Annotated in this window: 10 protein-coding genes; 7 read left to right on the top strand and 3 right to left on the bottom strand. The window is 68.1% G+C overall.

The features are described from left to right. Positions 1–76: 76 nt before the first annotated feature. Positions 77–1,264, bottom strand: coding sequence for an ROK family transcriptional regulator (locus ABT115_RS13400; RefSeq protein ID WP_351787998.1), 1,188 nt, complete (start codon positions 1,262–1,264; stop codon positions 77–79). A 165-nt stretch (positions 1,265–1,429) separates the two neighbouring features. On the opposite strand from ABT115_RS13400, the gene ABT115_RS13395 reads away from it, so the two are divergent. The 6 genes from ABT115_RS13395 to ABT115_RS13370 all read left to right on the top strand — a co-directional run bounded on the left by ABT115_RS13395 (position 1,430) and on the right by ABT115_RS13370 (position 10,193). Beyond that, positions 1,430–2,917, top strand: coding sequence for a sugar ABC transporter ATP-binding protein (locus tag ABT115_RS13395; RefSeq protein ID WP_351787996.1), 1,488 nt, complete (start codon positions 1,430–1,432; stop codon positions 2,915–2,917). Continuing rightward, on the top strand, positions 2,914–3,930 hold the full coding sequence (locus tag ABT115_RS13390) for an ABC transporter permease (RefSeq protein WP_351787993.1): 1,017 nt from the start codon (positions 2,914–2,916) through the stop codon (positions 3,928–3,930). The genes ABT115_RS13395 and ABT115_RS13390 overlap by 4 nt, the downstream gene beginning before the upstream one ends. Next, a complete protein-coding gene (locus ABT115_RS13385; RefSeq protein WP_351787990.1) occupies positions 3,927–4,931 on the top strand; it encodes an ABC transporter permease in 1,005 nt (334 codons plus the stop codon). The genes ABT115_RS13390 and ABT115_RS13385 overlap by 4 nt, the downstream gene beginning before the upstream one ends. Next, the gene (locus tag ABT115_RS13380; protein ID WP_351787987.1) at positions 4,928–6,142 is read left to right on the top strand and encodes an ABC transporter substrate-binding protein; all 1,215 of its coding nucleotides are present in this window, start codon (positions 4,928–4,930) and stop codon (positions 6,140–6,142) included. Before ABT115_RS13385 ends, ABT115_RS13380 begins: the two co-directional genes overlap by 4 nt. After that, complete coding sequence (locus ABT115_RS13375; protein ID WP_351787984.1) at positions 6,139–7,011, top strand: sugar phosphate isomerase/epimerase family protein; 873 nt, start codon at positions 6,139–6,141, stop codon at positions 7,009–7,011. The genes ABT115_RS13380 and ABT115_RS13375 overlap by 4 nt, the downstream gene beginning before the upstream one ends. An 86-nt stretch (positions 7,012–7,097) precedes the next feature. Beyond that, a complete protein-coding gene (locus ABT115_RS13370; protein WP_351787982.1) occupies positions 7,098–10,193 on the top strand; it encodes a ThuA domain-containing protein in 3,096 nt (1,031 codons plus the stop codon). Between the two features lie 92 nt (positions 10,194–10,285). Here ABT115_RS13370 and ABT115_RS13365 read toward each other — a convergent pair whose 3' ends face one another. Further along, a complete protein-coding gene (locus tag ABT115_RS13365) occupies positions 10,286–11,422 on the bottom strand; it encodes an aminoglycoside phosphotransferase family protein (protein ID WP_351787979.1) in 1,137 nt (378 codons plus the stop codon). A gap of 231 nt (positions 11,423–11,653) precedes the next feature. Between ABT115_RS13365 and ABT115_RS13360 the strand changes: the two genes are divergently transcribed. After that, complete coding sequence (locus ABT115_RS13360; protein WP_351787976.1) at positions 11,654–13,153, top strand: DNA-binding protein NsdB; 1,500 nt, start codon at positions 11,654–11,656, stop codon at positions 13,151–13,153. A gap of 59 nt (positions 13,154–13,212) precedes the next feature. Here ABT115_RS13360 and ABT115_RS13355 read toward each other — a convergent pair whose 3' ends face one another. Continuing rightward, a complete protein-coding gene (locus tag ABT115_RS13355; protein ID WP_351787973.1) occupies positions 13,213–14,658 on the bottom strand; it encodes a PP2C family protein-serine/threonine phosphatase in 1,446 nt (481 codons plus the stop codon). Positions 14,659–14,983 lie beyond the last annotated feature (325 nt).

Here is a 14,983-nt window from a genome sequence, read left to right as displayed (position 1 = left end):
TCCCTTCGTGCTCGGTATCCGTACACGGAGGGACACTTGAGGCTTTCGGGCGCGGACCCCGGTTGCCCGGCCTCTGTCAGCCCGCGACCTGGCGGTTCACCTGTGCGGGCGAGAGCGCGTATTCGATCGCGAGGATGCCCGCCCCCACCGCGGCCGCATTCTCACCCGTACGGCTCGGCTCGATCCGCAGCAGTTGCGTGGCCAGCGGATGCGAGCGCCGATAGACCGCCTCCCGTACCCCCGCGAGCAATTGGTCGTGGACGGCGGCCAGTGCGCCCCCCATCACCACCGTGTCCGGGTTGAAGAAGTTCACCAGACCGGCGAGGACCTCGCCGACCGCCCTCCCCGCCTCGCGCACCATCCGTACGGCGTCCCGGTTCCCCGACTGCACCAGTCGCACCACATCGCTGCCCGATGTCGCGTCCAGTCCCAGACCGACCAGTTTCGCCGCCAGTGACGCACCGCCCGCGACGGCCTCCAGGCAGCCCGAATTGCCGCAACGACACGGATCGTCGAGGTCCGCGACCCGGATATGCCCGATGTCGCCGGCGCATCCCTGCGCACCCCGGTGCAGTTGGCCCTCGGCGACGATCCCGCAGCCGATCCCCGTACCGACCTTGAGGTACAACAGGTAGCGGCAGTCCGGGAAGGCGCGGCGCTGCTCGGCCAGCGCCATCACGTTCACATCGTTGTCGACGAGTGCCCGAACCCCGAACCGGGCGGCGAAGAACTCCGGGATCGGGTACTGGTGCCAGCCCGGCATGATCGGCGGATCGACAGGACGCCCGGTGGAGAACTCCACCGGTCCCGGTACCCCGACGCCGATGGACCGCAGCGTTTCCGGCTTCCGGTGCGCCTCGTCGAGCAGGGTGCGCACGGTCCGCTCCACGTGCCGCAGCACCAAGTCCGGTCCGTCACCGATCGACAGGGGTTCCTCCTGCACCGCCAGGGTGGCGCCGCCGATGTCCATCAGCGCCACCCTGCAGTGCGAGGCTCCCAGATCCACCCCGGCCACCGCGTGTTCACGGGTGCGCAGCGCCAGCCGGCGCGGCGGGCGGCCGCCGGTGGAACCGCCGTCGGCGTCCTCGTCCACGAGACCGTGTGCGATCAGCGCGTCCACCCGCTGGGAGACCGTCGAGCGGGCCATCCCGGTGATCCGGGCAATATCGGCGCGGGTCGCCACCGCCCCTGAACTGATCAGTGCGAGCACCTCGCCCGGCGAGTGCGAGGCGGCAGCGGATGTGCGATCCGACGGCGAAGACATGACAGTCACCCTAAGGACGACTTTCGCTGCTCACAAGACATTCTCTGTTCGGTCATCGGCGTAAGCCTGTGCCAAGTCGCGTAAAAACAAACGTGCTTGAGCTCTTGACAGTCCTAAGGTGTGTCACGACTCTGCTCTGCAGGCCGCTGAGCGAGGAGCTGTTCGATGCTGACGATGCACGGTGTGTCCAAGAGCTTCCTTGGGGTGCGTGTGCTCCACGGGGTGGGGCTTGACCTCGAAGCCGGAGAAGTGCATGGCCTGGTGGGGGAGAACGGCGCCGGAAAGTCAACGCTGATGAAGATCCTCGCGGGTGAGCACTCACCCGACGAGGGGACCCTCACCATCGACGGAACCGCCTACTGCTTCAGCCATCCGGCGCAGGCCCAAGCCGCCGGGATCGGCATCATCCACCAGGAGTTCGCGCTGCTCCCGCACCGCACCGTCGCCGAGAATGTCTTCCTCGGCCGTGAACCGACCCGGTACGGATTCGTCGACCGGCGTGCCATGGAGCGGCGTACCGCCGAACTCCTCGCCGAGATGGACGAGACCGGTATCACCCCGCGGACCCCCGTCCATGAGCTTTCGGTCGCACGTCGGCAGACCGTGGAGATCGTCAAGGCCCTCACCTCCGACGTCCGGATCCTGGTGATGGACGAACCCACTGCCGCGCTCGCCGATCAAGAAGCCGATCAACTGGCCGCCCTGATACGTCGCCTGACTGCCCGTGGGCTCGGCATCCTCTACATCTCGCATCGGCTCCGCGAGGTCTTCGATCTCTCGCAGCGGATCACGGTCCTCAAGGACGGCCGCCGCGTCGCCACGTTCGACACCCGCGACACCGATGCCGACACGGTCGTACGCGCCATGGTCGGGCGGGAACTCGGCGCCTACTACCCACCTCGCGCCGGCCCGGGCGAGGCGGGCGCGGAGAGGCTCACCGTCAGAGGTGGCGGGAACGCCCGGATCTCCGGCATCGATCTGACCCTGCGGGCCGGTGAGGTCGTCGGCGTCGCCGGACTCCAGGGTTCCGGTCGCACCTCCCTCGCCCGCGCTCTCTTCGGTGCAGCCCCCTTCACCACGGGCACCATGACGGTCGACGGAAGACCACTGCGCCCGTCCCGCCCACGGGAAGCCGTCCGGGCCGGAATCGCCCTGGTCACCGAGGACCGCAAGGCCGAGGGCCTCACGCTGCGCCAGTCTGTCACCGACAACGCGCTGCTCGTGACCCGGGCCGTGCCCGCCCGCGGCAGACCGCACGCAGGCCGCGAGGTGACCGCGCTACTGGATCGCGTACGCCTGCAGGCCCACGGCGAGGGCCAGCAGGTCCAGTATCTGTCCGGCGGTAATCAGCAGAAGGTCGTCATCGCCAAATGGCTCGCTGCCCGACCCCGAGTGCTCCTCTTCGACGAACCGACCCGCGGCGTCGACGTCGGTGCCAAGGCAGCCATCCACACCCTCGTACGGGAACTGGCACGCGAGGGCCTTGCCGTACTGATCATCTCCTCCGAGCTGCCCGAGCTGATCGGCATGAGTGACCGCATCGTCGTCATGTCGGAAGGCCGTCTCGCCGGCGAACTTCCCGCCGGCGCAACGGAAGAGGCCGTCATGCGTGTCGCCACTGGTGGCGACCGTGCGCCGGAGGGAGCCTCATGACTGCACTCCGCCCCGACCTGAAGACCCGGTACCGTACCGGCCCGGCCCGGACAGCCGAGCTGCGCCTCACCGGCCCCGTGGCCGGAGTCTGGCTCGCTGCCCTGGCTGTCACCGTGCTCGGCTGGATCGTCGTCGCCGCCCGCGGCGGGGACTTCCTCACCGTCACCAACGTGGTGACGATTCTGCAGAACTGCGTCGCCCTCGGTCTCGTCGCCGTCGGCCAGTCCGCCGTCATTCTCACCGGATCACTCGACCTCTCCGTCGCCTACCTCATCAGCCTCGGCACCCTCGTCGCCGCGGAAACGATGGAGAGCGCCGGCGTTCCCGTGGCGGTCCTCGCCGTCCTCGCCCTCTGTGCCGCGGTCGGACTGGCCAATGGACTGATCGTCACCGCCCTCAAGGTCAACGCGTTCATTGCCACCCTCGGCACCGCCTTCATCCTGCGTGGCTGGATCGAGGACAACTACACCGGCCCCGCGGGCAAGGTCCCCGCCTCCTTCCAGCACCTCGGCTACGACCGGATGGGACCGGTCCCCGTCTCCCTCTTCCTGCTTCTCGCGGTCGCGGCCGGCCTCTGGCTCATCACCCGGCGCACCCGGCTCGGCCACCACATGTACGCAACCGGCGGTGACGAGCACGCCTCCCGGCTTTCCGGGGTCCGCACCCGACGCACCGTCATCACCGCTCACGTCCTGTGCTCGCTCTGTGTCGGCGCCGCAGCCCTCTTCCTTGCCGCCCGGCTCGGCGCCGGAGCTCCCTGGGCCGGCACAGAGGCCCGCTACGACTTGGAGTCCATAGCCGCCGTTGTTCTCGGCGGCACCGCACTCGCCGGGGGCCGCGGGGGAGTGGCGGGCACCCTCGGCGGAGTCCTGGTCCTCGCCGTGCTCGACAGTGTCTTCAACCAGCTCGCCGTCGACCCGTTCTTCAAGAACGTCGTCCGCGGCGTCGTCATCATCGCGGCCGTCGCCCTCTACGCACGAGGCCGCCGCACCTCGCAGGAGAGGACCGCATGACCAGTGCACAGGCACCCGTCGGCCGCCGCGTCCTGAGTGCCCTCACCACCGGCACACCCGTCTACATCCTGCTCGCCGGTCTCCTCGCCGCGCTGGCCCTCACCGACCCGGGCTTCTACGAACCAGACCGCTTCCTCTCCTTCATCAAGCGCGCCGCACCTCTCGTCATCCTCGCCGCAGGTCAGTATCTGGTCATCGTGTGCGGAGAGTTCGACCTGTCCGTCGGGGCGATCGTCACTGCCGGGGTGGTCGTCGCCGCCGAGCTGTACGGCTCGTTCCCGGGCGCGCCCTGGCTGCTCGTCACCGTGATCCTGTTGCTGGCCGGAGCCCTTGCCGGTCTCGTCAGCGGACTGATCACCACCCTTCTGCGCGTGCCGTCGTTCATCACCACGCTCGGCATGATGCTGATCCTTGAAGGCGCCGTCTTCTTCTGGACCGGCGGTTCCCCGCACGGCGCGCTGCCCGTGGAATTTCGCCGGCTGGGGCGCGGCACCACGTTCGGCTGGCTGCCTTGGGCCGTCCTGGTGTGCGTCGTTGCGGGCCTGTTCGCCGTACGCCTGATGCGTTCCGACTTCGGCCGTACGCTTCTCGCCACCGGCGACAGCGAACGCGCCGCGAGCCTGGCCGGAGTCCGGGTCGCCCGCGTCCGCACCATCGCGTTCATCCTCTCCGGTGTCGCGGCCGCACTTGCCGCTGTACTCGTCGGCGGCTTCTCCGGAGTCTCGGCGCAGGCCGGCCGTGGCTACGAGTTCGAGGCGATCACCGCCGTCGTCCTCGGTGGTGTGGTGCTCGGCGGCGGGCGCGGCTCCGTCGTCGCGGCGATGGCCGGAGCCTTCTCGCTGCAGACGCTGTTCACGCTGCTCAATCTCCAGGGCGTCTCAGGTGCCCTTGAATCGACCGTCCAAGGCGTCATCGTCATCGCCGCCGTCGCCCTCGGCGCAGCCGACTGGTCCCGGCTGCGCCGCCGCGGCACCGAGCCCTCGGGAGCGCAATCCTCATGAGTACGCGAAAGATCAGACACGCCCTCGTGCCCGTCGCCGCTCTGCTGGGCGCGGCCCTGCTCGCCGGCTGCACGAGCGATGTGCCGCCCGACGCGCCCGCCGGAGCAGCGAGCGGAGCCGCGGGCGACGCGGGTACCGGCGAGCAGTCGAAGTTCTTCGACCAGGCCGAATACGACCGCCAGCTCGCGCTCGCCGCTAAGACCCCGCAAGGCCCCGCAGGCAAGCCATGGGAGCAGATGCTCCAGCCGCAGCTCATCGACACCACGCAGTACAAGAAGAAGGGCTCGGGTGGAATCCACCTCTGCCTGTCCAACGCCGGTGTCTTCAACCCCTGGCGCCAGGTCGGCCTGAAGAACATGCAGGCCGAGGTCGGACTCCACAAGGAGATCACCGACTTCACCGTGCTCGACGCGCAGGGCAAGGACGACAAACAGATTTCCGACATCCAGGAGCTCGTCGGCCAGGGCTGCGACGCCCTGATCGTCTCTCCGAACACCACGGCAACGCTCACCCCTGCCGTCGAGCAAGCTTGCGGAAAGGTGCCCGTGATCGTCTTCGACCGGGGTGTCGAGACGGACTGCGCCGTCACCTTCATCAATCCGATCGGCGGTTACGGATACGGCGCGGTCGCCGCCGACTTCCTGGTCGAGAAGGTGAAGCCCAAAGGGAAGATTCTCGCCCTGCGGATCTCCCCCGGCGTCGATGTGCTGGAGACCCGCTGGGCGGCGGCGAAGGTCGCGCTCGGCAAGAGCGGACTCGACGTCGTGGACGTGAAGTTCACCGACGGCGACCCGGCCAAGACCAAGGCGATCGTCACCGACGCGATCACCCGCAACGGCGACATCGACGGTGTCTGGATGGACTCCGGCGCGACCTCCGTCGCCGCTGTCGAAGCCTTCGAGGACGCCGGTAAGGACGTGCCGCCGATCACCGGCGAGGACCAGCAGGATTTCCTCCAGGTGTGGAAGGAGAAGAAGCTCACCGCGATCGCCCCGTCGTATCCCACCTTCCAGTGGCGTACGCCCGTCATCGCCGCGCTGAAGATCCTCAAGGGGGAGCAGGTACCGAAGGAGTGGAAGCTTCCGCAGCCAACCATCACCCAGGACACCCTCGACCAGTACCTCAAGCCCGGCATGCCGCCACTGCACTACGCGATGTGCGGCTGCGAGAACCTCCCCGGCTTCCCGGAGAAGTGGGGAGGCGAGCAGTGAGTGCCTCCGTGTTCCCGCTCGGCGCGAACCCGTGGATCTGGCACTCGCCGGTGACGTACGAAGCGCTCGGTGACGTTCTGCCGCGTCTGTCCGCGTGGGGCTTCGACTGCGTCGAGATCCCGCTGGAGAACGAACGGGACTGGGCGCCCGCATCGGTCAGCAAACTCCTCGACGCATCGGGTCTCGCAGCCGCCGCCGTGATCGCCGTCATGCCGCCCGACCGTAACCTTGTCCGCACCGATCCGCAGACCGTCCGGGTCACCCAGGACTACTTGCGTCGCTGTATCGACGCAGCCCAGGCTCTGAACGCCCCCACCGTCGCCGGACCCGTGTACACGGCGGTCGGTCGCACCTGGCGAATGGACCGCATCGAACGCACCGCGGCGTACGCCGAGTTACAGGAGAACCTCGCCCCGGTCGTCGATCACGCACGCGCCGCCGGTGTGCGCATCGCCGTGGAGCCCCTCAACCGGTACGAGACGAGCCTGCTCAACACCGTCGATCAGACCCTCGCGGCACTGACCGGGCTACCCGAGGACACCATTGGCCTCGCGCTCGACGTATACCACCAGAACATCGAGGAACGCTCCCTGCCCGACGCCGTAGGCCGTGCTGCCGGCCGCATCGTCCATGTCCAGGTGTGCGCCAACGACCGTGGCACCCCCGGCGCCGACTCCCTCGACTGGCCCGGCTTCCTCACCGCACTCACCACGAGCGGCTACCGCGGTCCGCTCTGCATCGAGTCGTTCACCGCGCACAACGACGCCATCGCGGTCGCTGCTTCCGTCTGGCGGCCGCTCGCCGATACCCAGGACACCATCGCGACCGACGGCCTGGCCTTTTTGCGCCGCGTCCTCGGAGCGCCCTGAACGCCACCCCCTGCCCGCGCTCGTCCACGACCCGCAGAGAGGACCCGCTCGTGACCCGTCAACGATGGCACTGTCATGCTCGCGACATGCGGCATGCGTTCATCGCCTTGGTGAGCGCACTGCTTCTCGCGCTGACCGCGCTGCCTGCGACCGCAGCCACCACCGGCAAGGCCCCCGACTTCCGCGCCCTGCTCTTCACCCGCGCCGTCGGCTACGTGCACGGCTCCATCCCCGCCGGCATCCAGATGTTCAAGGAGGAGGCGGCCGCCAACAACTTCGAACTCGTCGAGACCGCCGACCCCGCCGTCTTCGACGGCGCGTCGCTCAAGGACTTCGACGTCATCGTCATGCTGCAGAACTCGGGCATGGTCTGGGACACCGACGCCCAGCGCGAAGCGATGCAGACGTACATACGCAACGGCGGTGGCGTCGTCGCCATCCACAACACCCTCGACATGGGGATCGAGGACACCTTCCCCTGGTGGGACGAGGCCATCAACGGCGGCGTTCACATGCCCGCCCACTCACCCGGAGTCCTTCAGGGCACCGCCAAGGTCGCCGACCGCGTCCACCCCTCCACCGCAGGACTCCCCGAACGCTGGGAGCGCCCCGAGGAGTGGTACAACTTCGACAAGAACCCCCGCGGTGACGTCCATGTCCTGGTCACCGCCGACGAAACCACGTACAACCCCGGCGGATCCGCCATGGGCGCCGACCATCCCATCTCCTGGTGCCGCAACACCGAGGGCGGCAGGGTCTGGGCAACCGCCATGGGCCACGACACGGCCTCGTACACCGAAGCCGCCTTCCGTACGCATGTCATCGGCGGCGTGAAGTGGGCCGCGGGCAACAAGCCCGGCGACTGCGGCGGCACCGTCTGGAGCGGCTACGAGAAGGTCGCTCTCGACGACAACACCGCCGACCCGATGGAACTCGATGTCGCCAAGGACGGCCGTGTTTTCTACATCCAGCGCAGCGGCGAGGTGAACATCTACGACCCTGCGGCCCACGCCACCACCACCGCCGGGAAGCTCGACGTCTACACCGGCGGCGAGGACGGCCTGGTCGGCATGGAACTCGACCCGGACTTCAAGAAGAACCACTGGATCTACCTCTACTACGCCCCCGCAGACGCCACCGAGGACGTCAACCGGCTCTCCCGCTTCACGGTCAAGGGCAACACTCTCGAACTCACCAGCGAGAAGAAGCTCATCGACGTCCCCGCCTACCGCGACCGCACCTTCCCGGAACCCGGACACACCGGAGGCGCCGTCGAGTTCGGCCCCGACCGCACGCTCTACCTCGGCGTCGGCGACGACACTCCGCCCAACCTCGACCCGAACTGGCAGGGTTATGCCCCGCTCGACTGGCGCGAGGGCAAGCAGATGCTGGACGCCGCCCGCACCGCGGGCAATACCAACGACCTGCGCGGCAAGATCCTGCGCATCAAGCCGAAGGACTCCGGCGGCTACACCATCCCCAACGGCAATCTCTTCGCCCCCGGAACGCCCAAGACCCGCCCCGAAATCTATGCGATGGGCTTCCGCAATCCGTTCCGCTTCACCGTCGACCCCAAGACCGGCTACGTCCACGCCTCCGACTACGGCCCCGACCGCGGACTGCCGACCACCGACCGCGGGCCCGAAGGCCTCGTCGAGTACGACGTCATCAAGAAGGCCGGCAACTTCGGCTGGCCGTTCTGTCACGGCAACAACCAGGCCTACGCCCCCTACAACCCGGACACCAAGGAAGTCGGCCCCAAGTTCGACTGCGCCAACCCGGTCAACCCCTCACCCAACAACACCGGTCTGACCGAACTCCCGCCGATCCAGCAGCCGGAGATCTGGTACGGCTACGGCAATTCCAAGGAATTTCCCGAGGTCGGCAGCGGCGGTTCGGCCCCGATGAGCGGCCCCGTCTACCACTACGACAAGAAGAACCCGTCCACCACGAAGTTCCCCGCCTACTTCGAGGGCGCCAGCTTCTTCTACGAGTGGTCGCGCAATTTCGTCAAGGAAGTCCGCTTCGACAAGGACCAGAAAGTCCTGAAGATCAATGACTTCCTGTCCTCCCAGAAGTTCAACAAGCCGATGGACATGACGTTCGGCCCCGACGGCTCGCTCTACGTCCTTGAATGGGGCAGTTCCTTCGGCGGCGGCAACAACGACTCCGGGCTCTACCGCATCGACTACGCACAGGGACAGCGCGCGCCGGTCGCCAAGGCCGCCGCCTCCGCCACCGACGGCCCCGTACCGCTGAAGGTCGACTTCTCCAGCGAGGGCAGCAACGACCCCGACGGCGACACGCTCAGCTATGCCTGGGACTTCGACGGCGACGGTACCTACGACTCCACCGACACGAACCCCAGCCACACCTACACGGTCAAGGGCGACTTCGCCGCCCAGCTCAAGGTCACCGACTCCACAGGCAAGTCCGGTTACGCCAACATCCCCGTCACCGCCGGCAACACCGCACCAAAGGTGACCATCGACTTCCCGGTCAGCGGCAAACTCATCGAGTTCGGCGACAAGATCCCGTACAAGGTCACGGTCACCGATCCCGAGGACGGCCCGGTCGACTGCTCCAAGGTCACCGTCAACCCGGCACTGGGACACGACGACCACGAACACCCCACCACCGACATCCCCGGCTGTGAAGGCACCGTGGACACCGGAGACCTGGGCGGCCACCCCGAAGGCGCGGACCTCACCTACGTACTCAACGCCAAGTACACCGACAAGGGCGGCGACGGTGTATCCGCCCTCACCGGCTACGGTCGCGCCGTGCTCCAGCCGAAGCACAAGCAGGCCGAGTACTACGATGCCCAGTCCGGCACCAGGATCATCGCCCAGGAGGGCGCCGAGAACGGCAAACGGATCGGGGACGTCTCCAACGGCGACTGGGTCGCCTTCGACCCGATGAGCGTCGAAGGCATCGGCACGGTCAGCTACCAGCTGTCCTCACCGTACGGGGTCGGCGCGATCGAACTGCGTGCGGACGCCCCCGACGGTCCGCTGCTCTCCACCACCCCGGTCCCCAACACAGGTGACTGGGACAACTATCAGGCAACCCCGGCCGTGCACGTCCAGGAACTGAAGGGCACCCACAAGCTGTATCTCGTCTTCACGTCCCCGCAGAACAATTCGTTCGACGTGGACGCAGTCGACTTCAAGAGCCCCTGACCGACCGCCCACGGGCCGGAGGAAACAACACAACAGCGCTGCGGGCCCGGTGTGTCGGCACCGGACCCGCAGCGCGCGTCCCCAGGGCAGGGTCATCGAGTGCCGACCGCGGCACGCACGGCCCGGCGCGCCATCGCGCAGTCGTCGTGCAGCCGACGCAGCAGCAGCCGCAGCTCCTCGCTCGACGAGAGCGAGCCCGGCTGGTCCTGACCGGCACCCGGGGGCACCGGCTCCCGCATGGCCCGCTGGACCGCCGTCTCGCACGTACGGATCTCCCGCGTCAGCACCAGCATCAGGTTCACCAGGAACGCATCCCGCGCCGCAGGCCCCGCGGACTGCGCCAGCTGGCTGATCTGGCGCCGCACCGCCGGTGCGGCGCCCAGGACTGCCCAGAGCGTCGCCAGGTCGTAGCCCGGCAGATACCACCCCGCATGTTCCCAGTCCACCAGCACCGGACCCGTCGGCGACAGCAGAATGTTGGAGAGCAGTGCGTCACCGTGACAGAACTGCCCCATGCCCTGACGGCTGCCCGCATATGCCAGACCGTGCAGCAGCGTCTGCAGATCGCCCAGATCACGGTCGGTGAACAGCCCCAGCTCGTGGTAACGGGCGATTCGCGAAGCGTAGTCCAGCGGCGCGTCGAAGAGCCCCGGAGCCGGTCGCCAGGCATTGATCCGGCTGATCGCGCCGAGCGTGGCCCGCACGTCCGCACGCGGCGGTGCCTCCGACGGGTGCCGGGTCAACGCCGCGACCCGGCCCGGCATCCGCTCGATCACAAGAGTGCAGTTCTCCGGGTCGGCCGCGATGAGCCGAGGCACCCGTACTGGTGGGCGGTGCCGGACGAACGCGCGATATGCGTCTATTTCGTGACAGAACCGCTCCGACCATGCGGGGGAGTGGTCCAGTAAACACTTGGCGACCGCAGCGGTGCGACCGGTGGAGCCGACCAGGAGCACCGAACGGCCGCTTCGGCGCAGCACCTGCACCGGATTGAACTCCGGGCAGATCCGGTGCACCGAGGCGATCGCCATCCTCAGCTGAGCGCCCTGTGGGCCGGACAGGTCCAGCCGCCCGCTGAGCGGGGAGCCACCCAGCCCTGCCGGCCGCCGCGGCCGAATCGTGCCGGGTGCCGGCGTAGCGGCAAGCGGTGCGAGGTACGGCCCGCCGCCCGCCCCCAGGGGACGAAGCGGCCGGGGCGGGGCGGTCACGGAGGACGATGCTGTGTACATGGGCGAGACAGATCCCTTCGCGCGCCGACAAGTTGCGTGCACCGCCCCGGCCGGCGGCCGTTCGGCACCCTGGGGAGTACCTAGGGCTGCCGGGCGGGGTGGCGCATTCCTACCTGACACCGGAGCGCGGGTGGCAGACCATCTGGCGCACCCTGGCGAACCCTGGCGAATAGTCGCAAGGCATCTGACAGGGGGTTACTGTCAACACAGCCGAGAACCTGGGGGCTTGAAGTGACCGGAGAACCCAACACCCGCCTGTCCGACCTGTTCGGCCTTGCCGGCTGGTCCAAGGGCGAACTCGCGAGAATGGTGAACCGGCAGGCGGTGGCCATGGGCCACCCGCGGCTGGCCACCGACACCTCGCGGGTGAGGCGTTGGATCGACAAGGGGGAGTCCCCCCGCGATCCCGTGCCCAAAGTGCTGGCTGCCCTGTTCACCGAGCGGCTCGGTCGTGTCGTGACCATCGAGGACCTCGGGTTCGGCCGACGCGGGCGTGCGGGGAAACAGCGGGAGGTCGGGAAGCAGCACGATCCCGACGAACTGCCGTGGGCGCCCGAGCGGACGGCAGCGGTCCTCACCGAATTCACGGGAATGGACCTCATGCTCAACCGACGCGGCTTGGTGAGCGCGGGCGCCGCGCTCGCCGCAGGATCGACCATCGCCGGCCCCATGCACGACTGGTTGCACACCGACCCCGTGCTGGCGGCCGACGCCCCAAGGACCGACAACCCGCTGCACGCGGACCCAGCCGGTTTCGACCGGTACGAGGCCGCGCCCATCGGGTCGGAGGAGATCGAGGCGCTCGAACGGTCCGTCGAGGTGTTCCGCGCCTGGGATGCGTCCCGGGGTGGCGGACTCCAGCGCAAGGCCGTGGTGGGCCAGCTCAACGAGGTGGGCGGCATGCTCGCCTTCCGCCACCCCGAACATCTGCAGCGGCGCCTCTGGGGCGTCGCGGCCAACCTCGCCGTACTCGCGGGATGGATGTCCCACGACATCGGTCTCGAACCAACCGCCCAGAAGTACTTCGTCATCGCCGCCCATGCGGCGCGGGAGGGCGGCGACCGCCCGCGCGCGGGCGAGGCGCTCTCCAGGGCGGCCCGTCAGATGATCCACCTCGGTCGTCCCGACGACGCGCTGGACCTGATGAAGCTCGCCAAGTCCGGCTCCGGAGACATGGTGCTGCCGCGAACCCAGGCCATGCTGCACACCATCGAGGCCTGGGCGCAGGCGGCCATGGGCCGCGGCCAGGCCATGCGCCGCACCCTCGGCAAGGCCGAGGAGCTCTTCGTATCGGACAAGAGCGATGTGCCGCCGCCCAGTTGGATGCAGCTGTTCGACGAGGCGGATCTGCACGGAATGCAGGCTCTGGCGTTCCGTACGCTCGCCGAACACGACCCGTCGGTGGCGATCGTGGCTCAGCGCCACGCCAAGCAGGCACTGGAGCTACGGCCCAACGGACGCCAGCGCTCCAAGATTTTCGACTACATCTCACTCGCCTCGGCATGCTTCATCGCCGACGATCCCGAGCAGGCCGACCGCTATGCGCGGCTCGCTCTGGTGACGATGGGGGAGACATCCTCGCACCGCACGTGGGACCGGCTGCGCGAGATGTACCGGCTGACGGGCCAGTTCGCGGGCTACGCGAAGATCGAGGACCTGCGCGAGGAGATCAAGCTCTCCCTGCCTCACAGCTCCATCATCAAGCAGCCAAGGCGCTCGCCGGAGATCTGACAGGCGGTCGCCGCAATGAGAGCGCCGCCCCGACCTGCCTGCGCACGTGTCGCTGTACCCTACGCTCCGATGCGGGCGATCAGCACGCACGCGTCGTCCAGACGCTCGGTGCCACCGAACTCCGTGACGACCATCCGTACGCACTCCTGTGCCGTACGGGCCTGAGTGAAGTGCGGTGCGAGAGCGAGCAGCGCGTCCGGGCTCGCAACCCGGTCGCTGTGACGGTTCAGCCCGTTGGTATGCAGTACCAGCACATCACCGGGCAGCAGGTGTACTTCGTCCTGCTCGTACGCGACTCCCGAAGCCGCGCCGAGCAGAACGCCGTCCGGTGGCGTCAGTGGGCGCCCCTCTCCGTTGCGGAAAAGTAGCGGTGCGGGGTGCCCCGCCTGTGACCAGGCGAGGGTGCTGGTGGCCGGATCGAATCGGCAGCACACCGCACTGCCGAGAGCAGGCTGGACGGAGGATTCCAGTAACTGATTGAGATGCCCCATCAGGGCCCCGGGCTCGATGCCGGCCACGGCCATTCCACGCAGCGCGCCCAGCAGCATCGCCATGGCCGAGGTGGCTTGGATGCCATGGCCGGTCAGATCGCCGACCGTGAGGACGGTCCTGCCGCCCGGCAGTTCGAGCGCGTCGTACCAGTCACCGCCGATCAGGGAACTCGACTCCGATGGAAGGTAGTGGGCCGCGATGTCCAGAGTGCCCTCTCCCAGCGAAGGAAGCCGCAGCGAGCCCCGCCACGGCGGAAGCACGGCCTCCTGAAGCTCGACCGCCATCCGGTGCTCGGTCCGTGCCATGTGCTGTCGGCGCTGCACCGAGTCATGAGTCGTGCGCACCACTTGTTGACTGCGCCGCAGTTCGCTTACATCGCGCAGAACCGCCCACATGGAGGCTGTGCACCCGTTCGCGTCGAGGACAGGCTCGCCCATCATGTGGAGTGTGCGCATCCGGCTGTCGGCCCGCAGGATGCGGAATTCCCCGTCTATCGGCTTACCGTCGACCAGGCAGTCCGTCACCAGAGCGGTGAGCAGGGGCTGGTCCTCGGGGAGGAGCATGGAGAAGAGGTCGTCCAGCGATAGAGGCCCTGCGTCGGGAGACCTGCCGAAAATCTGGAACAGCTCTTCGGACCAGGTGACCTCGTCGGTCAGCAGATTCCACTCGGCGCTGCCCACCCGGCCGATCAGCGAATCGGGCCGCGGCTCGTCGAAGGTCTCCTCCGCGGCGTCCTGCGTCGAAGTCCCCGTGGGCTGTTTTGAGGTCTCCGGCGCAAGGCATTCCCGGAGCTGTCCCAGCTGTGCGCCGAGATCGTCGAGATGATGGACCGCCAGTTCACAGAGCGCGCGCTGCCAGCGCATCTGAGAGTCTTCCTCGTCGATCAGCACCGCGTCCCGCCGCACGGCATCCACGTCGCCGCGCAGCCGACGGGTTCGGTTGATCAACGCATCGACGGCATCGCGCTCGGATGGCTGTGGGGCGGGGCGGTCCGCGGACAGATGGGACGGCATCTCGTACTCCGTTACAGGCGCGGCACGACCAGGTCTGAAAGGTGGACCGTAGAGACTGTTGCATAGGCTGCGGGACCCCGTAAGGGAATTGGCAACACTCGATGTGCCCTTGCTTCCGGCATATGCCACAGGCTGTGCGGGTCAGCCGGTCCGTCGAACAGCCTTACTCTCGACGGACGTTGAAGCAAATAGCCGGGCGCGCGCAGACGGTTGAGCGCCCGCGTGCACTGTTCCCCGAACTGCCCGCCCGGCCGGAAAGGGGAGTATGTGACGGCCGGACCCTCTCGCTTTCCGCATCAGAACGAAAACGATACCCATTTAGATC

The sequence above is a fragment of the Streptomyces sp. NPDC001832 genome, assembly GCF_040297265.1.
Lineage (GTDB): Bacteria > Actinomycetota > Actinomycetes > Streptomycetales > Streptomycetaceae > Streptomyces.
This window is presented reverse-complemented; position numbering and strand designations above follow the sequence as displayed.